Source organism: Arsukibacterium sp., assembly GCF_036735525.1.
Classification (GTDB): domain Bacteria; phylum Pseudomonadota; class Gammaproteobacteria; order Enterobacterales; family Alteromonadaceae; genus Alishewanella.
Genome location: NZ_DAINOE010000002.1, coordinates 16,101 through 39,214, shown reverse-complemented (window position 1 = coordinate 39,214; position 23,114 = coordinate 16,101). Strand labels below are relative to the sequence as shown.

General features: G+C 46.7%; 15 protein-coding genes and 1 other RNA gene. 10 read left to right on the top strand and 6 right to left on the bottom strand.

Annotated features, from left to right (window positions below; translation table 11 throughout):
* Positions 1–25: 25 nt before the first annotated feature.
* Both V7D78_RS00825 and ffs read left to right on the top strand, forming a co-directional pair.
* The gene (locus V7D78_RS00825) at positions 26–1,651 is read left to right on the top strand and encodes a methyl-accepting chemotaxis protein (protein WP_333606522.1); all 1,626 of its coding nucleotides are present in this window, start codon (positions 26–28) and stop codon (positions 1,649–1,651) included.
* 239 nt (positions 1,652–1,890) lie between these two features.
* An RNA gene (gene ffs / locus V7D78_RS00820) (signal recognition particle sRNA small type) lies at positions 1,891–1,987 on the top strand.
* A gap of 32 nt (positions 1,988–2,019) precedes the next feature.
* Here the strand turns inward: ffs and V7D78_RS00815 are convergent.
* Complete coding sequence (locus V7D78_RS00815) at positions 2,020–2,280, bottom strand: late competence development ComFB family protein (RefSeq protein WP_333606521.1); 261 nt, start codon at positions 2,278–2,280, stop codon at positions 2,020–2,022.
* 125 nt (positions 2,281–2,405) lie between these two features.
* On the opposite strand from V7D78_RS00815, the gene V7D78_RS00810 reads away from it, so the two are divergent.
* A complete protein-coding gene (locus tag V7D78_RS00810; protein WP_333606520.1) occupies positions 2,406–3,503 on the top strand; it encodes a tryptophan 2,3-dioxygenase family protein in 1,098 nt (365 codons plus the stop codon).
* Here the strand turns inward: V7D78_RS00810 and V7D78_RS00805 are convergent.
* From V7D78_RS00805 to dinG, 4 genes are read right to left on the bottom strand one after another with little or no spacing between them, the layout of a single operon-like run.
* Positions 3,474–4,409, bottom strand: coding sequence for a histone deacetylase family protein (locus tag V7D78_RS00805; RefSeq protein ID WP_333606519.1), 936 nt, complete (start codon positions 4,407–4,409; stop codon positions 3,474–3,476). The two genes, V7D78_RS00810 and V7D78_RS00805, sit on opposite strands and share 30 nt — an antisense overlap.
* A 1-nt stretch (position 4,410) precedes the next feature.
* Entirely contained in the window at positions 4,411–4,974 is a 564-nt protein-coding gene (gene priC / locus V7D78_RS00800; protein WP_333606518.1) for a primosomal replication protein PriC, read from the bottom strand.
* Positions 4,975–5,004: 30 nt separating this feature from the next.
* The gene (locus V7D78_RS00795) at positions 5,005–5,784 is read right to left on the bottom strand and encodes a TSUP family transporter (RefSeq protein ID WP_333606517.1); all 780 of its coding nucleotides are present in this window, start codon (positions 5,782–5,784) and stop codon (positions 5,005–5,007) included.
* Positions 5,785–5,835: 51 nt separating this feature from the next.
* Positions 5,836–7,941, bottom strand: coding sequence for an ATP-dependent DNA helicase DinG (gene dinG / locus V7D78_RS00790; RefSeq protein ID WP_333606516.1), 2,106 nt, complete (start codon positions 7,939–7,941; stop codon positions 5,836–5,838).
* Positions 7,942–8,451: 510 nt separating this feature from the next.
* On the opposite strand from dinG, the gene V7D78_RS00785 reads away from it, so the two are divergent.
* The 3 genes from V7D78_RS00785 to V7D78_RS00775 all read left to right on the top strand — a co-directional run bounded on the left by V7D78_RS00785 (position 8,452) and on the right by V7D78_RS00775 (position 14,125).
* Positions 8,452–11,088 carry a TonB-dependent receptor plug domain-containing protein gene (locus V7D78_RS00785; protein ID WP_333606515.1) on the top strand — a complete coding sequence of 879 codons (2,637 nt, stop codon included), beginning with the start codon at positions 8,452–8,454 and terminating at the stop codon, positions 11,086–11,088.
* Between the two features lie 63 nt (positions 11,089–11,151).
* Positions 11,152–12,114, top strand: coding sequence for a class I SAM-dependent methyltransferase (locus tag V7D78_RS00780; protein ID WP_333606514.1), 963 nt, complete (start codon positions 11,152–11,154; stop codon positions 12,112–12,114).
* Positions 12,115–12,190: 76 nt separating this feature from the next.
* On the top strand, positions 12,191–14,125 hold the full coding sequence (locus V7D78_RS00775; protein WP_333606513.1) for an alpha/beta hydrolase family protein: 1,935 nt from the start codon (positions 12,191–12,193) through the stop codon (positions 14,123–14,125).
* 46 nt (positions 14,126–14,171) lie between these two features.
* Here the strand turns inward: V7D78_RS00775 and V7D78_RS00770 are convergent, their stop codons facing one another.
* Positions 14,172–16,667, bottom strand: a complete 2,496-nt coding sequence (locus tag V7D78_RS00770) for a B12-binding domain-containing radical SAM protein (RefSeq protein ID WP_333606512.1) — start codon at positions 16,665–16,667, stop codon at positions 14,172–14,174.
* Between the two features lie 404 nt (positions 16,668–17,071).
* Between V7D78_RS00770 and V7D78_RS00765 the strand changes: the two genes are divergently transcribed.
* From V7D78_RS00765 to dnaX, 4 genes are all read left to right on the top strand, one after another.
* Complete coding sequence (locus tag V7D78_RS00765; protein ID WP_333606511.1) at positions 17,072–20,050, top strand: TonB-dependent receptor domain-containing protein; 2,979 nt, start codon at positions 17,072–17,074, stop codon at positions 20,048–20,050.
* A gap of 190 nt (positions 20,051–20,240) precedes the next feature.
* Positions 20,241–20,363, top strand: coding sequence for a hypothetical protein (locus V7D78_RS00760; protein WP_333606510.1), 123 nt, complete (start codon positions 20,241–20,243; stop codon positions 20,361–20,363).
* 14 nt (positions 20,364–20,377) lie between these two features.
* Positions 20,378–20,926: an adenine phosphoribosyltransferase gene (gene apt / locus V7D78_RS00755; protein WP_333606509.1), complete on the top strand. Its 549-nt coding sequence runs from the start codon at positions 20,378–20,380 to the stop codon at positions 20,924–20,926.
* A 45-nt stretch (positions 20,927–20,971) separates the two neighbouring features.
* Complete coding sequence (gene dnaX, locus V7D78_RS00750) at positions 20,972–23,104, top strand: DNA polymerase III subunit gamma/tau (protein ID WP_333606508.1); 2,133 nt, start codon at positions 20,972–20,974, stop codon at positions 23,102–23,104.
* Positions 23,105–23,114 lie beyond the last annotated feature (10 nt).

The window sequence follows — 23,114 nt, the reverse complement described above, 5'->3', positions numbered from 1 at the left end:
GATGTTTATCACAGTGGATAGCACTATGCTTAACCAAATTACAGTCAAAATGCGTCTTTTGTTGTTAGCTCTTATCCCATTAGTCGTGCTCACCCTTGTCACGCTAATCGCCATACATCAAATGCAAACACTGAATGCGGGCATTGGTTCACTTTATAATGACCGCATTCAGCCTTTGCGGCAAATCAAAGAAATCTCAGATGCCTATGCAGTGACCATGGTGGATACGCTGCATAAGCATAAAGCTGGCTTAATCGCCCAGCCTGAAGCGCAGCGTTTGATGCAGCAGGCTGAACGACATGCTGCTGATTTTTGGCAAGCCTATTTAAACACTGAGCTGACGGCCGAGGAGCGTCGCTTAGTGCAACAAGCAGAGACAGTCAGGGCGCCATTTTTGCAGCAAATGCGTCAATTTAACGACAAGCTACAGAATAACAGTTTGCAAGATTTGCCGGCTGAACGCTTCAATCAGCAGCTATACGATGCTGCCGATCCGTTAATTAAGGCTTTAAATGCCTTAATACTGCTACAACTTGAGGAGTCACAGATATTCAGGCAGAAAGCACAACAAGCGGCAGCATTGTTTCGTAGCTTGTTCAGCTGGTCTTTAAGTATGGTGATATTGCTGCTGGGAGTGATGGCCTGGTTGACCTATAAATCGATACACCGGCCGTTATTGTCATTACAAGATGCTATAGAGCAGGTAGGCGCCAAACTGGATTTACGAATAAGGGCCACTATAGCAGGTAAAGATGAACTAGCCGTTGCAGCTCAATCCTTTAATAGTACCCAGCAACGCCTACAGCAGTTTTTTGCCGAGTTAGCCCAGGCCATTACCCAGTTAGCCGCAGCAGCAGAAGAAATGAACAACATCAGCGATCAGGTATCTGGCACGGCTTATCAGCAAGAGCATAAAGCCACGTTAATTGCCACGGCGGTGACTGAAATGTCTGCCGCTATTCAAGAGGTCGCGGGCAGTGCACTTCGAACCTCAGAGCAAGCGAATGAAACTGATAGCTACTCGCAACAGGGCTATCAAAGTGTGCGGGAAAATCTTAGCGCCATTGGCCGCTTGTCAGAATCATTAGCAGCTGTCTCTGCAGTCATTACTAACTTGAATAGTGAGACGGATAAGATTAGTCAGGTATTAGCGGTTATACGCACTATCGCCGAGCAGACGAATTTACTCGCCTTAAATGCTGCCATTGAAGCGGCACGGGCGGGCGATGCCGGCCGAGGCTTTGCCGTAGTCGCTGATGAAGTCAGGCAGTTGGCTACCAATACCCAAAAAGCCACCGAGTCTATCCGGGGCATGATTGAAAACCTGCAAGGCTCATCGCAAGCGGCGGTGAGTTCGATGCAGGCCTCAGAAAATTTTGCTCAGGCCAGTGTGAGTAAGGCCAAAGAGGCTGGAGAAGTGATCGAACTTATCAAAAGTTCGGTTAGCAGTATTGTTGATATGAATGTGCAAATTTCTACGGCAACCGAGGAGCAAACCATAGTGGCAGAGGATATTAGTAAAAATATCAGTGACTTTACGGTCAGCATTGGTGAGGTAACTCATAGCGCCAAACAAAGCGCAAAAGCCAGCTCGATGCTGGCGCAACTGGCGGCCAAATTGCAGTTACAAGCCGCCGCGTTTAAAATTTAGCCAGGGCTGATATTACAGCGTGTTCAGGGCAGTTTTCGTGGCAGTACCAGCGTAAAGCAACTGCCATGCTCTGCCCTTCTGCTTACGTCAATAGTGCCCTGCAGCGGGCCGGTGACCAAGTGATAGCATAATAGCCTAGTTTTTAAGCAGTTGAGCGGCTGCCAATTATCAACCCTTGCAAGCAGAGGCGCTTTTACGGATAATGCCCACCTGCTAGTTTTAGCAGTCAATGGTAATCCCATTGGTCCTCTCGCAATGCTAGTAGGTTAACCTGGTCAGGTCCGGAAGGAAGCAGCCACAGCTTATGACGCATGTGCCGGGATGTGGCTGGTGGGGTTGCCACCCACTTCTCCTGATGTTATCCAAAATTATTTGTTACTATCCAGAAATTCGCGCGCCCGGGTTACCGCTTCTGTCACTTTCATTTGCATTTCATAGCGCTCGCTTTGTGGCAGATAAAACGCCATATCCACTTCATAGCGAATGTAACGTGGCGGAAGCAGGTTTAATGAAATACAGCATAGGTCAGCAAGGTATTCGTTATCTTTCTCCTGATCTAGCCCCAGCTCACTGATATGATCTAACAACATTTTTTCGTAATAATTATGAATATCATCATCTAATTTCATACTAACCTCATTGCCTCAGAGTATAGGCTTAAGCATAATCAGCTTAAGTTAAAAATACCATACAAAGATTGAGTTAGTTCACTTGACTGCTACAATGCCGCTGTCAGATTTAGTGGATAGCACTCATGCAAAAAAATACCAGTCCATGTTACTACGGTGACTACCTGCAATTAGATAAAATCTTAACGGCACAGGCGCCGGAAAGTGCCAAATATGCTGCAGAAGCCCATGATGAAACCCTGTTTATTATTGTGCACCAGGTATACGAATTATGGTTTAAACAAATACTGCACGAATTAGCTGCTGTGCAGCAGGTGTTTGCTGCAGAGCAGGTAAAGGATGAACAACTCACCGGTATAGTTCATAAATTAAAACGCGTTATTACTATACAACGTCATTTAAATCAACAGATTGCGGTAATGGAAACCATGACGCCGCAAGATTTTATGTCGTTTCGGGATTATTTAGTACCGGCCTCAGGTTTTCAGAGTATCCAGTTTAAAATGCTGGAAATTGGTTTAGGCCTGAAAAGCGAATTCCGTATTGATTTTGATAAAAATCAGTTTTACAGCCGCTTAAATGAGAAAGATCGGCTGTTTTTACAGCAGCTAGAGCATGCGCCGAGCTTATTTGAGCGTCTTGAGCAGTGGTTAGAGCGTATGCCATTTTTAGAGTTTGCCGATTTTAGCTTCTGGCAGATGTACCGTCAGGCCACCGACACTATGCTGGCCAATGATAAAACCACCGTGCAAAGCATCGAGCAAATATCGGTAGCTGAGCGCGAGTTGCAGTTAGCGGAAATTGCCCGAACTGAGGATCAATTCCGTGCCTTGTTAGATGCCGATCAATATCAGCAATTACAACAGCAGGGTAGTTTCCGCTTAAGCCAGAAAGCCTTACTCTCAGCACTATTTATTAATCTATATCAGGAAGAGCCGATGTTTAACCTGCCTTATCAGCTGTTAACCTGCCTGACCGATATTGACGAGCAGCTGACAATTTGGCGTTACAAGCATGCGATGATGGTGCAACGGATGCTAGGTACAAAAATCGGCACTGGTGGTTCGTCTGGCCATGATTATTTAAAACGCACTACTGAGAAAAACCGTATTTACACTGACTTATTTAATATGGCGACTTTTTTATTGCCAAAGCATGCCTTACCGGTGCTGCCGCCGACCATTAAGCGGCAGTTAGGTTTTTATTTTGCTGGCCAAGTCTGAGCCAGTAAGCGTAAATGCCGCTTTAAACAGCTGCAGGTGAATGGCGGTTAGAGCGTTAATATCGCGCTGATAACCGCCACCAATTACTGCCGCGACCGGAATGTGCAGCTCGCGGCAACGGCTTAACACCAGTTGATCACGCTGATAAATAGCCGAGGTACTGATATTTAACAGTCCCAGCTCATCCTTTACATGCACATCAATACCCGCATCGTATAGCACCAGCTCCGGCCGGTGCCACTGCAGTAAGGCATCGAGGCTTTGTTGCACGGTCTCTAAGTAGTGCGCATCCTCACAGCCTCGAGGCAACCCGACATCCCAGTCTGAAGGCTGCTTGCGGGCCGGAAAATTTTTTTCACAGTGAATAGATGCGGTGATAATGTGCGGATCGTCGGCAAAAATGGCGGCCGTGCCATCACCCTGATGCACATCTAAATCAAAAATCAGAATGGGGCCCACGCCTTGTTGCTGCATCAGGCGGGCGGCCACTGCTAAATCGTTAAACAAGCAAAAACCGGCACCTTCAGCCGCCAGCGCATGGTGATAACCACCACTTAAATGAATAGCCAGTCCTTGCTCTAAGGCCAGTCTGGTGGTCTGTAATGTGCCGCCAACGGATTGCAGCGCACGTGTTATTAACGCCTCAGACCAGGGAAAACCAATGCGGCGCATGGCTTTGCTAGAAAGATTACCGCTGATTAAGGCACTAACGTAATCTGGCTGGTGTAAACGGCAAAGCTCAGCTGCAGTGATTGGCGCAGCCGGATAAAAATCGGCAGGACGAAGCCCGAGGTTAAGCAGTGCCTGATGCAAGGCGTGGTATTTGCCAATGGGGTAGCGGTGATTTGCTGGCAGCGCCAACGCACTATAGCAGGCATCATAAACCAGTGCCGGCAGCGGTTGCATGTCAGGCCCCCGTGTCCAGGCGCATAATAGCAGCTTCTACTTCGGCAATGGCTTTACGGCAGCGGCCGAGGCGGGCATGTAGTACCAGGGTGCGATCGACTGAGCCTTGAACATCCTCAGCACCCCCTGAATTGTGGCGCTGGGCCTGGCTAATCATATCCTGCAGGCGCTGTTCAAATTGTTTGTATTCACTGAGTTGTTGATATAGTTGCTGGCTGGAGGCCGCCTGAGTTTTTGCGACTACCGGTGCTACCGCTTTTAACCGGCGGGTGGGCAGACGGTTATGTTGGTTAACAAAGGCCCGGCTTAATGCGGCTACCTGTTGGTGTAAATGCTCGGCTAAACGCTGGCGGGCGGCAGCAGACAAACGCTGTTCTGATTGTTGCAACCGTTGTAAATTTCGCTGCGCTTCATGCACATAATCAGCTAACTTGGGGGAGTGGCAACTAAACAGGGCGGAATCAAACCAGTGTTGCGGTTTACCCGCACTCACTTGCTGATCCAGCTGCTGCGCCCGCTGCTCAAGTTGCTGCAACTGGCCTGTTAAGGTTTCTAGTAAGCTCATTTTTTGCGACTCCAGATTAGCGACTCTAGCTCAGCGACTCCAAGCCTGCCAGGCCAGTCTGAGTGCTATGCCTATCACCACCAGGATAAATACCGGACGGATAAACTTACTGCCAAAGCGGATAGCCGAATGGGCGCCGAGCCAGGCACCGAACATTAAACATAGCCCCATGGCAATGCCCAGCGTAAAGTGCACATGGCCTAAAATAATAAATGCCGCCAGCGAAAAGCCGTTACTGATAAAATTCATGGTGCGGGCAACACCGCTGGTCAGCAATAAATTTATCCGGTACAGCGCCATGGTAGATACCATCCAGAAGGCGCCGGTACCAGGGCCGGCCACCCCATCATAAAAGCCCAGTGTTAAGCCTTGCAGCCGCTGCTGCCAGTAGAGTTTTTTGGTGGTGGCAGGCAATGCCAGTCTGTCGTCCGGTTGAATACGGTTGAATAGTGTATAGATGGCGGCCAGTAAAATCAAAATAGGTAATATTTTTTCCAGCAAAGCGGTACTCAGCTGATCTACTACCAGGGTGCCAAGCAGCGCACCAATGGCGGTATAGGCCAGGCTGCGTCGCCAATACCAGGGGTTAAACAATTTTTTACGGTAAAAAGTAATACTTGCTGTCAGTGAGCCAAAGGTCGCCGCCAGTTTATTCGTGCCCAGTACCACATGAGGTGGCAGACCTGCAGTGAGCAAGGCCGGCACTGTTAACAAGCCACCACCACCAGCAATAGCATCAATGTATCCGGCAACAAAGGCCACACTGCATAAAATTAAGATGAGCTCCATGCTCATAGTCAGTTCGGCCATCAGTTCCTGCACTTACCTTGCGCTAAAAATGTTAAAATCAATGATAAATCATCATTCTTCTGTCGATATTACAGCGATATCAAGCTGACTCAGGCGTTGAAAAGGCGGCAGGCTGTCCAGCATGGCCTTACCGTAGGCTTTAGTGCGTAAACGCTGATCAAAGATGATTACCCGGCCTTTGTCCTGCTCTTGCCTGAGCAGTCTACCACAAGCTTGCACCAGTTTTCTTGCAGTTACCGGGACGGTTAACTGTAAAAAAGGGTTGCCGCCACGGGCGCTGATGGCTTCACTTAGCGCCTGTTCCAGCGGAGAGGTTGGGACAGCAAAAGGCAGCTTGGTAATAATCAGGTTAGTTAACAGCTTGCCTGGTAGGTCCAGGCCTTCAGAAAAACTCTGGGTACCAAACAAAATACTGGTGTGGCCATGCTCACACTGCGTCTGATGCAGTTGTAATAATGCCTGACGTGATGCTTCGCCCTGCACCAATAAAGAATATCCCTGCTCGCGAATTGCCTTAGCGACTTGCTGCATCTGCCAGTAGGAGGCAAACAATACTAAGCTGGCTTGCTCTTTCGGCAGATAAGAGGGCAGTACCTTGATTAATTCTTCGGTAAAGCCGGCATCGGTCGGCTCTGTATTCATTGCCGGCAAGATCAGCTGGGCATGCTTGGCATAATCAAAAGGCGAGCTCACCTGCAGGCACTGCAAGCCTTCGCTGTCATTTAAGCCGAGCTCACGCTGAATAGGCGTAAAGGAGTTTAATGCGGTAAGGGTGGCTGAGCATAAAATGCAGGCAAAAGCCGGGCTGAACAGCAATTGCTGTAATTGCTGACCGACGCCCAGCGGGCAGGCATGCGCAGATAACTGCTGCTGTTGCCGGCTTACCCAGCGGGCTTGCCAGGCTGGCTCAGATTGACGTTGCGCATAACTTTGCCACAGGCCCGATTGCTGACTGAATTTTTGCTGATAAAACACCAGTTCCTGCAACAAGGCGATGCTGTGTTTGGCGGCAATACGCCCCTCGTTGATCGCCTCTTGCAGTATAGGGATGACCTTATCCAGAAAATTTAGCGCTTGTTGGCTGCTTTGCTGCAAGGGCTCACTTTGAGTTTGCCATAATGACGGTAAGGCAGCATGGCTGAAACGGTATTCAGTACTATTGTCTTGTGCAAACCATACCGGCAGGTAGTCACTAAGGCTGCGCTCTATCGGTTTGAGAGCGGCAGCAAAGTCACTGCAGGCATCATCCAGCTTTAGTAACGTAGCCAGCGCGCTATCGGGCAGGTTGCTGTGCAGTTGTTGCAGGGTTTTACGTAGCTTTTCCAACCACAGCGTGTTGTCGGTCAGTTGGGCCTCTGCAGCAAAATAGTCGCGGCCACAATCTGGCAAATGATGGGCTTCATCAATCACATAAATGCAGGCTTCTGGTTCAGGTAATACGGCATTACCATTGGCCAGATCGGCCAGCAATAAACTGTGATTGACCACCAACACCTGGCTATTGTCCAACTCTGCCCGGGCCAGTTGGAACGGGCAATGTTTATGCCGGTGATCATGTTTTGGACACTGATGCGGTGCCGCGCTGATTAACTGCCACAAGGCATCAGGTACTGTTTCTGGCAGGCTGTCTCTGTCACCCAACCAGCTGCGTTGTTGCCAAGCCTTTAACAGCCGTTGTAACAACACAGATTCGTCATGGCTGGCGGCAAAGGAAAATAGCTCAGGTTGTTTCAGTCTTTGCTGCAGCCGTTGCATGCAGGCATAACGCTGCCGGCCTTTTACCAGACTAAATTCAAACGCCAGGCCGGTGGCCTGGCGAAAAAACGGCAAATCTTTGTTGACCAGTTGCTCTTGCAGCGCCACTGTTGCGGTAGCAATGATCAGAGTTTTTTGCTTGCTTAATGCATAAGGTAAACAACCTAATAAATAAGCCAGCGATTTACCGGTACCGGTACCGGCTTCGATTAAGGCAATACGCTGATGACGGTGATAGTCACCGGCCACCACCTTGGCCATTTCAGCAATCAAGCGGTTTTGTCCAGGCCGGGCATGGTAGTTGGGTAATGTTTGCTTAATAGCTTGTTGCAGTTGCCGAATTTGGGTTTTTAACGCATCGTTAAGCATAAAAAATCTGTATAAATTTACAGTTGAACTCATTTTAGCGGCTGTAGCCATCGCTGCAAAGCAGTAATTAGCTGAAAAACGTTAAAAATAGTTTTAGTTCAGCTGTTGCAATTAAATTAATCTGGACGTACCAATTTAATACGTAAATTTATCTATACACCAAAAAGCGGTGTTTGTATACGAAATAGAAAAGTAAAGCAGGAAAATTGCCGGAAGTACTTAACTGTTGAGCAATAAAATCATAGGGTTATAAAAGTTTTTTATTGGTGCTAGTGGGCAAGCTCCGCTTAATTACAAAAAAAAAGCACTGTCTAAAAAATCAGCAAACGCACTGTCAGACCACTAAATATCATAATTGTTCCATTAAAGCGGTTGACCCTGTGGAAAAATACCGTTTATTATCAGTCGGCGATAACCGGAGTGAAATCCGGGGTAAACGGAGAGCCAAACGCCGTAAATAAAGAATGGTAACTGCAAAATTAGAATCACGCATTGTGATCCAGGGAGAAATACATGTATACGAATAATAAATTAAGCAAGGCTGTGCGCTTAGCCATTGCCTTTGGTGCTGCCTCTGCTACTGCCTTTACTGCGTCAGTAACTGCGGCTGAAGAAGATGATGCTGCGGCGAAAGTCGAACGCATTGAAGTCACAGGTTCACGTATCAAACGTACTGACATGGAAGGTGCTTTACCGGTAACCGTCATTGACCGTGAAGCTATTGAACTGTCAGGTGAAATTTCAGTTGCTGACTTAATCCGTAACACGACGTTCAACAGCGCCGGTTCATTCCGTCCGCAATCTGGTAGTTCTGCGCAGGGCGTGAGCCAGGTGAGTTTACGTGGTTTAGGCGCAAGCCGTACTTTGGTTCTGGTAGATGGTCGTCGTCTGACTATGTCTCCATCAACCGGTTCTTCACAAGATTTGAACTCCATTCCTATGGCGATGGTTGAGCGTATTGAAATTCTGTCTGATGGTGCATCAGCAGTATACGGTTCTGACGCTATCGGTGGTGTTATCAACGTTATTACCCGTCGCGATTTTAACGGCGCTGAGTTAACTGTTGGTGCAGGCCGCGTAAGTGTTCCCTCTGATGGTGGTGAACGTGAAAACGGTTCTTTTGTTTTTGGTTCTGCTAATGATACTACCCGTGTAATCGGTGGTGTATCATGGAACAAGCGCGCAATCATTTTCGAAAACGCTTTCCCATGGGTACGGCCGGGTAGCTCGATTTTTGGTAATAACTATCGCGGTGCAGCATTCTCTGGATTTAAAGAAGTGCCGGGTGGTTGTGAAGAGCCAAACTTTATTAAAGGTCCTATCGCTGGTTTAGATCGTTGTCAGTTTAACTTTAACGCGACTAACGCTAACGAAGCCTCAATTGGTAACGAAGCGGTATTCGTTAAAATGGATCATGAGTTTGCTAACGACTGGTCAATTTATGCTAACGCCAGCGTAGCAAAAACAAACTCTTTTGGCCGCTATGCGCCAGCGCCGGATTCAAACATTTTTTACAGCGGATTAGCCACTCCGGTTGACTCATACAACAACCCCACTAACCCGGGCGCCTGGATGTATGATGCGAACAACCCTAACCGCGTTCCATTTAACGCGGAGCTTGCAGGGCCAAACCAGCCAGTATTCTTCTATCACCGTTTTGCCGCCATGGGTAACCGTGATAATGACATTAACAACGAAAATATCGATTTCCTGATTGGCTCGCAAGGCCGTGTTGGTGAAGTTGACGTAGATTTTGGTGTGCGTCGCGTGCGCAATACCACCTTAGGTTTAGGTAATGGTTATCTGGCGGCCTCTACTGCCTGGAGTAATGTTAATAACTTTAACCCAGGTTATTGTTCAGACGGCACTTTCAATCCGCAATCATGCCGTTTTGGTTATGATATTCAAAGCCCTGGTGCTAACCCATTGGATGTTTTGCAAGCAGGCGTGGTAACTACTGCTCGTAAATCAACTTTTGACATCAATGAGTATTATGTCTCTGGTGCTTTTGACCTGTTCGAAATGGCCGGTGGTTTTGCTCAGGCGTCAGTGGGTATGGAACGTCGCGAAGAGTTTTATGCTGATATTTATGACTCACAATCAGCGGCTGGTTTAGTGGGTGGTTCTTCAGGTTCTTCTGCTGGTGGTTCACGTTCAGTAAATGCGGCTTATTTTGAAGCGTTATTACCTGCCACTGACGACTTAGAAGTCTCATTAGCAGGCCGTATGGATAACTATTCAGATTATGGTTCAGATTTCTCGCCTAAAGTAGGTGTTAAATATACCGCGATGGATGGTTTATTGTTACGTGCTTCTTACGGTTTAGGTTTCCGTGCGCCAACCTTAGATATCTTAACCCAGGCAACGTCGTTTTCTGCTGATTCCGTATCAGATCCTGTTACCTGTTTAGCACTTACCGGTAATGCAGATAACCCATGTCAGATTAACGCGTTTTATATCGCCAACCCTGATTTATCGTCTGAGTCATCAACGCAGATTGCTTTTGGTGCGGTTTATCAGCCTACTGACTGGTTAAACTTAACTGTTGACTACTACAACATCGAAATTGAAGACCGTATCCGCTCGTTTGACTCACAAACGCTGATTAACCGTACCACCTCTGGTGACACAATTCCAGCAGGTTTAGGTGTGACCCGTGATGCTGGTGGACTTATCACTCGTATCGATGCCGGTTTTGGTAACGAAGGTACCTTGCAAACTTCAGGTATTGATTTAAACATCCGTGCTAACTTTGACTTTGGCAATGCCGGCCGTTTAATCAATAATTTGTATGTTTCTCACATCCTTGATTTCAGCGTTGACAGTGGCCGTAATAACGTAAAAGACCCAGGCTTGCCACAGCAACGTATCAACATTAACAACCAGTACGTCTTCGGTGACTTCGACATTGCGTGGAACATCAACGTAATCGGTTCACAGTACAACACTGTTACTGCTGGCGTTCAAGCTGGTCACATTGCAACCTGGACTACCCATGATTTGCAAGTAACCTACAATGCTCCTTGGAATGCGAAAATTTCAATCGGTGCACAGAATGCTTTCGAGAAGTTACCTCAGTTTGGTACTTCAGCAGCAGCCCGTGGTTCGCGTGATTACAACTTTGACCTGTACAATGCTTTCGGTCGTATAACTTACCTTCGTTATACTCAAAGCTTCTAATTGTAATTTGGTTTAAACGATTTAAGGCAGGGTAATACCTGCCTTTTTCTTTGGGAATACACTATGCAAACCTCGCAGCATTGGAATGACTACTGGTTGCATTCCAGCAGTCTGAGTAGTTTTGCCGAAGGTACAGCAGCTGCCGGTTATCAAGGCGAGCTATTAGCATTTTGGCAGAGATACTTTGCTGCCCTTGCCCCGGCAGCAATATTGGTTGACATAGGCACTGGCAATGGTGCCATAGCTGTAGCTGCAAGGCAGTTTTCTAATCAACAACAATTGGCCTTTGATATTCACGCCACCGATGCTGCTAATATTAATCCACTAGTGACTTTTGCACACAATGCGCAATTGCTTGATGTACTGAAGCAAATTAAGTTTTATCCCTGTTGTCCTGCGGAGCAACTTCCCTTCCCCGATAACAGTATTAACCTGATCACCAGTCAGTTTGCATTGGAGTATGCAAATATAGAGCTTGCTGTGACTGAGCTACTGCGTGTTTTGGCGCCAATGGGCACACTGGTCGCCGTTATGCACCACAACGATACTCAGCTGGCGCAGGATTGCCTGGCAGGTATAAAGGTGTTGCAGCTATTTTTAGAACAAAAACCATTTTTTGAGTGCGCCAGACAGTTAATCAGCAGCCTTATTCAACAGCAGCTAAGCGCGGCAAACCCAGCTATACAACGTCAATGCCAGCAGCATAATCAGCAGCTTTTAACGCTGGTCAGTAGTATAAAACAGCAGCTTAAAGAAGAGCATCAGTTATGGTTTACTGATGTGATGGCTAAAGTAGCTAAGCTGATTATGCAGCCTGCTGAAGGTGCGCTACAGGCATTAGAGAAATATGAGAATCAATATAAAGCCAATTTGCTTCGGCTGTTAGATCAACGACAAGCCGCTTTTAATGCTGATAAACTAGCGGCGTTGCAAGCATTCCTTCAACAACAAGCTTGCCATTTCAGTTTAGAATTATTAGAGATCGAAAATCAATTATTTGGCCAGGTATTAATTATCCAGAAATAATTTGTAATACTTTTAATCTAGAATTAGTTTTTTTATCAACGTACAATAGAGAAAAATTTTGTAAATGGAGTTAATTTTGAAACAAATAATACTGATATTTTTTGTCCTTATGTTTTCTGGCATGCCAGCTCTGGCAGAGCAACCGATCCCGGTAAGGCATTTTTTTGAGCATGCCAAATTTAACAATATTAAGTTATCACCGAACGGTCAGAATATAGCTTTCACCTTTCAGGAGGATACCGAAGTAAAGTTGGCGGTAATGCGCTTGAAAGATAAAGCTATTCTGTCTAGTTTTGCTTTTGGCGAAAACATGCATGTTTTGAATTTTCATTGGGGTAACGATACCCGCGTGTTGATGGAAGTTGCTGAGATAACAGGCAATCTCGTTAGCATGACTGGCACGCCCGTGAATTTATACGCCGCTAATATTGACGGTAGCCGCCGTACTGAGTTATTCAGGACCGAAATGTCGGCTTACACCATTTTGCATTTGCTGCCAGATCAGCCCGATCGCATTTTAATTGGTAAACGTCATTACGCTGAACGTAATGGTATGCGGGCTTTTACTTTAGATATTAACCGTGCCCGCGAGCGCTACCTTGATGATCAACCACGCGGAGTGATTGCAGGGTTATTGCCAGATAACAGTGGTGCCATCCGGGTTGGTATAGAATTTATTGAAGGAAAAACCTTTGATGAAAACCGCGCCGTTATTCATTACAAACGCGGTAATGATTGGCAACAACTGTCATTGCCATCTAAGCGGGCTAATCCAGAGGTTAATCCGTTGGGCTTTTCGGCTGACAACACTAAAGCTTACTTTTCATCTAACCATGATATGGCCGAAGATGATGTAGCCGGACTTTTCGTCTACGATTTTGCAACTTCAGAACTGAATTTAATTGCCCGCCATAGTTACTCTGATATTGGTCGTGGTTTTTACAGCCACGATGGTGAGGTACTGGCTATTAGCTACACGGCAACCGCTAATGAAATTGAGTTTATTAATGCTGAGCATAAAGACGCAAAATTACTAGCAGGCTTAAAAGCCGCATTCCCTGGTCAATTGGTCAGTATTACCTCCTTTGATCGTAAAGGAAAACTGGCGTTGTTCCGGGTGTCCAGTGATCGCAATCCTGGTGAATTCTTCTTATTTGACACTGAGCAGGGCAAGGCAACCTACCTGGCCGCTGCTATGCCTCAGCTGAAACCTCAACAGTTACATCCGATGCAGGCCATCGAGTTTTCAGCTCGCGATGGTAAAATTATCCGGGGTTTATTAACTACACCAGCCAATGTAAATAAAGATTTGCCACTAATTGTAAATGTGCATGGCGGTCCTTTCGGCGTCGTAGACACCTGGGGCTTTAACCGAGAAGCACAATTTTTTGCCAGTCGAGGCTACGCCACTTTGCAAATTAATTTCCGTGGTTCTGGTGGCCATGGGGATGATTTTTATCGAGCTGGCCGTTTACAGTGGGGCAAGGCGATGCAGGACGATGTGACTGATGGCACTTTATGGGCAATTGAGCAAGGTATAGCTGCCAAGGATCGGGTGTGTATTTATGGAGGAAGCTATGGCGGTTATGCTGCGGTTTGGGGTGTAATTAAAGAGCCTGATTTGTATCAATGTAGTGTCGGTTATGTTGGTGTGTACGATATGCCATTGTTTTTCCGCGGAGATGGCTCTGATGCCAGTCGAAGCAGAACTATCGGCCAGTTTATCACTTCCCATGTCGGTGAGGGCGATGACTATATGCGCAGTATTTCCCCGGTGCATCATGTTGATAAAATTAAAGCGCCTTTGTTTATTGTCCATGGCAGCAAAGATGTGCGTGTACCCATTGTGCATGCCAATAACTTACGTCAGGCGCTGGATGCTGCGGGCAAGCCTTACGAATGGATGGTAAAAGAAGATGGCCATGGTTTCTTTAATGTCGATAACAGAGAAGCGTTGTATACCAAAATGCTTGAATTTTTTGATAAGCACATCGGTAAAAAACCAGACTAACATATTATAAAAAAGGCCTCAGTAGAGGCCTTTATCTTTTTAGAGTCTAGGCGGTTTGGCTTAGCGCATAGTTTGTTAATGATTGTGCTTTGGCAATGTCAGAATACAGCTCCCAAAAATACTGATGGCTGTCATACTGCAGTTGATTAGGGTCAATACTGACCAGGGAGTTTGGATCGCTTACGGTAAACTCACATGGTGCAAAGTGACTTAGTGGTTGTTTTGGCTGTGCTGACTGCTGAAAATAAGCCACCACGTTATGCGCCAGTGTGATGGTTCTGGGGTAGGTTAATGCGTCGTCAGGCATGACTGCCTGGTTTAGGCTAATAATACAGTTCAAAGCGCTGTCTGCATTAATGCCAAATTCAGTGCTGAGCATTTGCGTTATTTCCTGATAAAAACGTTGCCAGCCGAAAACGATTGATTTATCCAAATTAAAGGTACGACAGGTCCAGTTGACTACCGGATAATCATGCGCCTGGTGGCGGACTATATGAAATAACTTATCTAAAAATACTGTAGAATCAATAGCTTTTTCCCATTGTAAAAAGCGCATAATGTAGCGCAGCAGTCCATAGCCTTCACATAGGGTATACAGCTCAAACAAAGCTTTCATTTTTAATAAATCTTGCTCGGTGTAACTGATGCTGGATATCAGGTAATTGTCTTTATCCACCTTAATTTGATATTTATGTATGTAGTCTGGTGCTGCCATTGGACTATTTGGTAGTAGCTGTGTAGGGTAAGCTTTTACCGTAACATCCATATCAATGTATTTTTGTAAATCTGCCATAAAAGCCGCAACGGTAATGCCGGGTAAACCCAGCATTAAATCGGTTGATAAGGGTAATCGTAGCTCTTTAAATAAAGCGGCCAGCTCATCATAACGGTCTGTTCTGATGTTTTTGCGGTTAATGACGTCTAGTGTGTGCTCATCAGTAGTTTGAATAGAAATAATACCCTGACTGATAATATTGCCTTGCGTCAGAATACGCACAATTTCAACCAGTTTTTTATTGGCATTTTTTGTGTAATTAACAACGATTTCTTTTGGATAACCATATTTCTTTTTAGTGTCTACTATAGTTTGCGCGATGCCGATATCGCGTTCAAACATGCCAAAATTGGCATCTGCTATCCACATTACCCGGATGTGATGTTTGCCAATCCAGTCAATTTCTTCGTTTACCCGTTCAAGATTGTATTTGCTAATTTTCTGGTTGGTGGCGCTGCCCCAGTCGCAAAATGTACAGCCATAGGGACAACCACGGTTGGTTTCAATGATTGCTGCCTCTACCCGGCCGTCATACTGGTCAAAAACCCCGCTAAGATAAGGTGACGGTATGGCCTCGGGCTGACTCATTCTGGCTCGGTCAGCTGTGCGAAGACTTTGTTTACTGAGCGGATCTCGGTAAGTAATGCCCTCAACTTTTGCCAGTTTAAAAGCGTCTACATTAAGCCGGGGTGGCGTTGTATCTGTTGTGAGCTGCGCCAGTAATTCGACGATAGTTATTTCACCTTCGCCATGCACGCAAATATCAACACTTGAGTGCTTATCCATATAATTTTTACAGGCATCTGGATAATTCGGAGTGCTTGGGCCGCCATGTATGGTCAAATTGCCAGCATTATGCCGTTTGACATAATCAGACAAGCGATTATTTAGATCAGCAGACCACATGTAGTTTGAAAATAACCAAATACCTGGGCCAAATTTCTGATACGGTCCCTGCAAGTAGGCATTAGGTTCCATATATTGAATGGGCACCAGCTGATATTGCATAAGCAAACCCTGTTGTTGTGCTGCGCTAATTGCGCTGTATAACATGCCCAATGCTAACGGAAAATGGTTCTCCATGTGGGGCACAAAGTAAACAGGTATCGCCTGGCGTGTGGCTAAGCTTTGCCAGTCTTGATGGGTTGAATGCGTTAACCTGAACGGCAGCATTTGTTGTTGCTCTTGTTGCGCAAAGCGAGTTCGGGTGATCAGTAATCCTGCGTGAAACAACAGTTTTAAATCCTTTTTAATGGTATCAAGATCTTTAAAAAAGTGTTTTTTAAGATGATAAAAATGCTCTGCAGAGTACTCAGGCTGCCAATGTAAAATAAGTAGCGCTTGCTCTAATGACAAGCTTATATAGTTGCCGCTACGAGATGACCAACTATAAAAGCCATTAAGATCAATGCCGATGGTACAGTTTCTGCCAACAGCCAGATTGTCCGGGAGCGGGGTGTCAGATAATTCGATAGCAGGTTTTTGGTGTGGGATAAGCTGGGTATTGCTATAAGGGATAAGTTTTTGTTGTTGGTAAAAAGCTATTCGCTGTGCAATGGCCTGAGCATGAGGGGTTTGTGTTAAGGCGGTTACCCAGGGGTGAGCCATAAAATAAGGCACCACAGCCTCGGTTTTATGTTCACGGCACAGTGCTAACAATAGTAAATCCATTTCTGAGATGACAACGGGTTTATCTAGTGCCTGGCTAATGCTTAAGTAGCTCTGACCTTTACGTTGAAACAGGAAAAACGGTATCTTTTGGTACACGAATAAACTCCGTAGACTTCCACACAGCATCATACGGATAAAATAACGCAAATTACTTGCTATGTATAATCATAAGACAGCTAGCTACATAACCAGTCATCTTCTGCGGCACTCACTGCAGCACTGAAATGAAACGTCTTTACTTGATTTTAACGGCCGTAAAGTCTGCTTTGCAACCTCAGTGGATAAAGTTCAATTTATTTGCGTATTTGCGTATTTGCGTATTTGCGTATTTGCGTATTTGCGATAAATAGCCCATCCCTTGTATTGACCCTGCAAAAACTTAGTGCATATTATGATGGTGTTGTTTTGGGTTAAGCGCAAGATAACATCTCAGGTAACAAATAATAGTCACTATACTAAAAACGACAAACTCTACGAAAGAGTGGTCCAGGGAGATCCAAATGTTCACCAATGATAAGCTAAGTAAAGCCATCCGGCTTGCCATTGCTTTTGGTGCTGTCTCAACACTGGCCCTAGCGGGCAGTGTCGGTGCGCAAGAAACCGAAAGTGATGAAGAAGCAAAAGAAGAAGAAAAAGCGGAGCGTATTTCGGTAGTCGGTTCCCGTATCAGAACCGACGGCCTGGATAACGCTACCCCCATCACTATCATCAGCGCCGAGTTAGCCAAAGATCAAGGCTTATCTACTCTGGGTGAATTACTGCGGACTACCACTATTGCTGCGGGTTCCAGCCAGTTAGTATCAGCATTAACCGTAGGTTTTGTTACTGCGGGTGGTGCGGGTAACGAATCTATTTCTATGCGTGGTCTGGGTGCTAACCGTACTCTGGTTTTGTTAAATGGTCGTCGTGCTGGTCCTGCCGGTACCCGTGGCCAGGTTTCAGCCTTTGACTTAAACTCTATTCCATTATCAGCCGTTGAGCGCATCGAAGTATTAAAAGATGGTGCCTCTTCTCTGTACGGTTCTGATGCGGTAGCTGGTGTTATTAACATCATCACCAAAAGAGGTGATGAAGCCAATATCACTGCAAACTTTTCACAGCCGCAAGAATCTGGCGGTGAACAATACCGGTTAAACGCTACCTATGGTAAAACCTTTGACCGTGGTTCATTTCGTGTAGTGGGTGACTATAACCTGCAAACTGAATTAGCCCGTGGTGATCGTGATTTCTTTGCTTGCCCACAGCGGTTGTTCTCTGATCAAACTACCGGCGAGCGCACTGACCCTATCGATCCGCGTACCGGCGATTATCACTGTAATGCGCTGCAGTACGGTATCTGGATGTTTAACTATGCACCTGGTGCGTCTAACTTCCGTCCAGGCGTTAAAGCACAGTTCGACTATGATGGCTTCTTTGCCCGTAACAACCGTCCAACCTTTGACAGCTTAATCACTGCACCGGGTCCAAACAATGCGACTGTGCCTAATGGCTGGTATCCGGTGTCTTATAACCGTGAAACTGACGGCTGGGCTGATGCTGACCACCCGTTCCAGGATCTTCAGTCTATGATCCCAAGAACGCGCACTGCATCAGTGTTTGCTATGGGCGATTATGATTTAACCGATAATGTTTCTGCATTTGCAGAGTTAATCGTGAGTCAACGTAAAACTGAAGTTAACAGCTTCCGGCAGTTCTGGACGGCACAGTTAGCCGGTAGCCGTTATATTCGGGGCGGTACCTTACCAGGTTGGGGTGGTGATGCAATTGGTTATATGCCAGTAGCCATGACTGACCATTCAGGTAATGATACTACCATTGACTATAATCGTTATGTATTAGGCTTAGAAGGCAGCTTAGGCGATTGGGCCTGGGAAGCATCTTACCAAAATAGCTATAACAAAGGCGCATACGACACCAAAGTTATCCTGTTTGATGCGATGTTAATGGCGCAGAATGCCGTTTACGGCGGCCCTTGTGCTGGTGCCTTATCACCGGTATCGGGCAAGCCTTGTGTGCAGGTTGACTGGTTAGGCGCAGATCATATCAATGGTAATCAATCACAAGCGGTGAAAGACTTCTTGTTTGATGTTGACTATGGTACTACCAGCTACAGACAACAAACTTTTGATGCCTTTATGACAGGCGATTTGTTTGATTTACCAGCTGGTACTGTAGCCACGGCTTTTGGTGTGTCATACCAGACTGATGCAATCAATGACGTACCAGGTGAAGCAACATTAAACAACAACCTGTGGGGTTCTACCGGCGCTGGTATTACGGCTGGCCGTGCTGAAACTAAAGCCGCCTATGCTGAATTTAATATTCCGCTGTTGCGCGACATGTTCCTGGCAGAATCCTTTGATTTAACGGCTTCTGGCCGTTGGACTGATGTTTCTACCTATGGTAAAGGCACGACTTATAAAGTCAGTGCTAACTGGGTAATTGGTAACGGCTTCCAGGTACGCGCCTCTCGTGGTACGTCTTTCCGTGCTCCAGCGTTGTTTGAACTGTACCTGCAAAACCAAACTGGTTTCCTGAATCAGAGCGGCAATGATCCATGCTTAAACTGGTCTGGCCGTTTAGCTGAAGGTACTATTGATCCACGTGTTGCAACAAACTGTGAAGCCGGTGGCGTTCCAGCCAGTTATGTCACGCCTGGCAGCTCTATGACCTCAATTACCGGTGGTGGTGCTGGTCAATTAGAAGCTGAAACCTCTGTTTCTAAGGGTATTGGTTTAGTGTGGAAGAGCCCGGAAAACGTCTGGGGCTTCTCAGCGGATTACTACAATGTAGAAATCAATGGCCAGGTAGCTAACATCGGTGGTGGTACTGTTATTGGTCTTTGCTACAGATCTGAAAATTTCCCAACTGATCCGTTCTGTAATCAGTTCACCCGCCGTGATGGTACTGCCGGTGACTATGGTGTAGCAACCGTGCGCGGTGGTTATGTCAACGTATCACAGCAAGTGGTGCGCGGCGGTGACTTTATGCTGACTTACGAAGATGACTTCTCTTTTGGTCGTTTGCGTCTGCGTTTAGATCACACGGTGCAACTGGAGCGTTCATTCAAGCAATTCCCGGACAGCACACCATCTCAATATGTGGGTGATGTCGGTGATCCGAAGCACATTGGTAACATGAGTGCGACCTTGAACCGTGATGGCTGGCGCTATACCTGGAGTACACGTTACGTTGATAAAGTTGATGATTATCAATACTTTGTTAACGAAAACCGTACCACATACCGTGGTATTCCGTCCACCTTCGTCGCTGAAGCTCCACGTACTTTCTACCATTCACTTTCTGTACAAACAGATGTGATGGGCTTTGACGTGACCTTCGGTGTGGCTAACTTGTTCGATAAAGAGCCGCCTAAAGGTTCTCCGGCAGGTGTGCGTACAGCAGGTAACGCCATACTGTATTCGCAGTATGACTTTTACGGTCGTCGCTTCTTCACCAATATCGCTTACAATTTCTGATAAGCGCTGTTTATCCTGATAAAACCCCGCTTTAAACAGCGGGGTTTTTGTTTAGAGAGCCCATTTAAACAAATGACCATAGATTAAGTGTTAATACTAAAGCTTTTCAAAAGCGGGCAAATTCATTACCATGGTCGGCCTTTTTGAATGCGGTACCCTGATTAATTAATACGGGCTTAGAAGAGTGAGTATGATGGCTGACGACAATTTTAAAGATTCGTTTAACCTGTGGCAGTTTCTGGCCTTTGTGGCCGTATTTGTCGCCCTGTTGTGTTTAGTGCCAATAGTCCGTTGGCTGCAAATTTTAATATAAAGTCTGGAGGCTCTATGGATTTTCAGCTGTTAGCGACTGAATTAAAGCAAGTGATCAAAACGGTACCTGATCACCCTAAGCCAGGGATAGTGTTTCGTGATGTTACCAGCCTGATGCAAGACGGTGCCGCCTTTAAAAAAGTAATTGATGCTTTTGCTGCTTTTTATGCGGATAAAGGTATAAACAAAATTATTGGTACTGAATCCCGTGGCTTTATTTTTGGCGCGCCACTGGCATATGTATTGGGTATTCCTTTTGTGCCGGTCCGTAAACCGGGCAAACTACCGCGTGAACGTATCAGCCAGGCGTATACCCTGGAATACGGAGAAGACGCGCTGGAGTTGCACGCCGATGCGATAGTGGCCGGTGATAAAGTATTACTGGTGGATGATTTGCTGGCGACCGGTGGTACTATAGATGCTACTACTAAACTGGTGCGCCGCTTAGGTGGCGAGGTGCATGATGCAGCCTTTGTCATTACCTTACCCGAGCTGGGTGGTGTGAGCCGTTTGCAGCAATTAGGCTTAAATATTTTTAGTCTGGTTGAGTATAGCGGCGAATAAGTTTAGGCTGTGCTTTAAGCGAGTCAGCGCAGGATCCCGCAACGCATGAGTTATCAGGTATTAGCCCGCAAATGGCGACCACAACAGTTTGCACAGCTGGTGGGTCAGCAACATGTTAAAACGGCTCTGGCCAATGCCCTTGGTAGCAACCGATTGCATCATGCCTACCTTTTTACCGGCACCCGTGGTGTCGGTAAAACCACTATAGCGCGTATTTTTGCCAAAAGTCTGAACTGTGAAACCGGTGTCACTGCCACCCCTTGTGGGGAGTGCAGCGCTTGCCTGGAAATTGATGCCGGTAATTTTGTGGATTTACTGGAAATTGATGCCGCATCGCGCACTAAAGTAGAAGACACCCGCGACCTACTTGATAATGTGCAATATGCACCCAGCCGTGGCCGTTTTAAGGTGTATCTGATTGATGAAGTGCACATGCTATCGCGGCACAGTTTTAATGCGCTGCTAAAAACCCTGGAAGAGCCACCGCCGCACGTTAAATTCTTACTGGCCACCACGGATCCGCAAAAGCTGCCGGTGACGGTATTATCACGCTGTTTGCAATTTAGCTTAAAAGCGCTGACCACAGAGCAAATTCAACAGCATCTGGCTTTTGTACTACAACAAGAGCAAATTCCTTATCAGGATGATGCCCTGGCCCTGTTAGCGAAAGCGGCGAAAGGCAGCTTGCGTGATTCCTTAAGTTTGACCGATCAGGCTATAGCGCAAAGTAATGCCAATATTGATGCGGATGTGATCCGCAGTATGCTGGGGTTATTGGATCAACGTTTTGCTGAGCAATTACTGCAGGCGGTATTAACCCGTGATCTGGCACAGTTGCAGCAGCAACTGGCAGCCGTAGCCAGCCAGCAAGCCGAATTAAGCCAGGTACTGGATGATATGCTGTCATTACTGCATCTGGCTGCCCTGACCCAATTACAGCCTGCGGCCGCGCAGCTGGCAGCAGAGCCCGCGTTTATTCAGCAAGTCGCATCAACGCAAAGTCCGGAAGCCTTGCAACTGTATTATCAGTTACTGATAAGCGGCAAGCGTGAACTGCCTTATGCCCCTGATCCTTTTACCGGTCTGCAGATGAGTTTATTGCGGGCGCTGGCCTTTGTGCCGCAAGCTGTTGATGCGACCGGGCCCACTACTAGCACTGTTGCTCAGCCCAAAGTTATACAGTCTGCTGCGCCATTAACAGCAACGCCACCTGCTGGGCTAGCGGCGCCAACCGCAGAGCCAACCGCAGAGCCAATTGCAGAGCCAATTGCAGAGCCAACAGCAGAGCCAACAGCGGAGCCAACAGCGGAGCCAACAGTAGAGCCAACAGCAGAGTCTGCACCTGAGGCCGCTGCGCCCGGTATGGATTCACTTACCTTAAGCATATTACAGCGACGCGGTGTCACGTCGACAGCCGTTAAAGTGCCCAGTGCGCCACCGCCATCAGCACAACAGCCAAGAGTGCCGCCTGCAAAAAAGTTTGAGCGCCCCTTGGCGCAGCCTATGCCAGTTATCCAGCATGCGCCAGATATAAACACAGCTCCATTATCACAGCCTGAGCCAGCTGCAGAAGTGCTTATTGCTAAGCCTGATAGGGCTAATCAGCAGCTCGTCGATGATGTCTCAGGTATTGACCCCTTTGATAGCAGCTCAGATGATGGTTTTGATAGCAGTGCAGATAATGACTTCGCTGAGCAACAGCAGCTTACCGAATCATTGTGGCAGCAGGTCTATCAGAGTACTGAGCGGGCAGAGTTTAGTGATGAAATTAATGAGCAGAATTTCTCTATTCGTTATGCCGCTGAGGTAGATAATTGGGCCGCGCTGATTGAGCAATTAACGGTTGGTGGCCTGATGCGGCTATTTTTATTGCACAGCGCCATGGCGTTACAGCAAAACCAGTTACAGCTGACGGTTGCCAGCAGCCAGCAACACTTAGATACGCCTGATTTTCGGCTAACCTTGCAGCGTTTGCTTGAGCCGGCATTGCAGCGACAACTGCAGATAACCGTTAACTACCAGAACGAGGTGGCGCAAAGTCCACTGGCAATTCAGCAGCGTATCGAACAAGAGCGGCGGCACTATGTCAGCCGTTTATTGCAGCAGGATCCGAATATTCTGCAGCTACAACAACAGTTTCAGGCAAGCTTATTGCCAGACAGCCTGCAGGTTAGCTAAGGCAGTTAAC

Excerpts from the sequence above, each read along its gene's own strand:
- V7D78_RS00810 (WP_333606520.1), top strand. The coding sequence starts at position 2,406 with ATGCAAAAAAATACCAGTCCATGTTACTACGGTGACTACCTGCAATTA.
- V7D78_RS00825 (WP_333606522.1), top strand. The coding sequence starts at position 26 with ATGCTTAACCAAATTACAGTCAAAATGCGTCTTTTGTTGTTAGCTCTT.
- dnaX (WP_333606508.1), top strand. The coding sequence starts at position 20,972 with ATGAGTTATCAGGTATTAGCCCGCAAATGGCGACCACAACAGTTTGCA.
- V7D78_RS00805 (WP_333606519.1), bottom strand. The coding sequence starts at position 4,409 with ATGCAACCGCTGCCGGCACTGGTTTATGATGCCTGCTATAGTGCGTTG.
- V7D78_RS00780 (WP_333606514.1), top strand. The coding sequence starts at position 11,152 with ATGCAAACCTCGCAGCATTGGAATGACTACTGGTTGCATTCCAGCAGT.
- priC (WP_333606518.1), bottom strand. The coding sequence starts at position 4,974 with ATGAGCTTACTAGAAACCTTAACAGGCCAGTTGCAGCAACTTGAGCAG.
- V7D78_RS00765 (WP_333606511.1), top strand. The coding sequence starts at position 17,072 with ATGTTCACCAATGATAAGCTAAGTAAAGCCATCCGGCTTGCCATTGCT.
- V7D78_RS00795 (WP_333606517.1), bottom strand. The coding sequence starts at position 5,784 with ATGGCCGAACTGACTATGAGCATGGAGCTCATCTTAATTTTATGCAGT.
- dinG (WP_333606516.1), bottom strand. The coding sequence starts at position 7,941 with ATGAGTTCAACTGTAAATTTATACAGATTTTTTATGCTTAACGATGCG.
- V7D78_RS00815 (WP_333606521.1), bottom strand. The coding sequence starts at position 2,280 with ATGAAATTAGATGATGATATTCATAATTATTACGAAAAAATGTTGTTA.
- apt (WP_333606509.1), top strand. The coding sequence starts at position 20,378 with ATGGATTTTCAGCTGTTAGCGACTGAATTAAAGCAAGTGATCAAAACG.
- V7D78_RS00760 (WP_333606510.1), top strand. The coding sequence starts at position 20,241 with ATGATGGCTGACGACAATTTTAAAGATTCGTTTAACCTGTGGCAGTTT.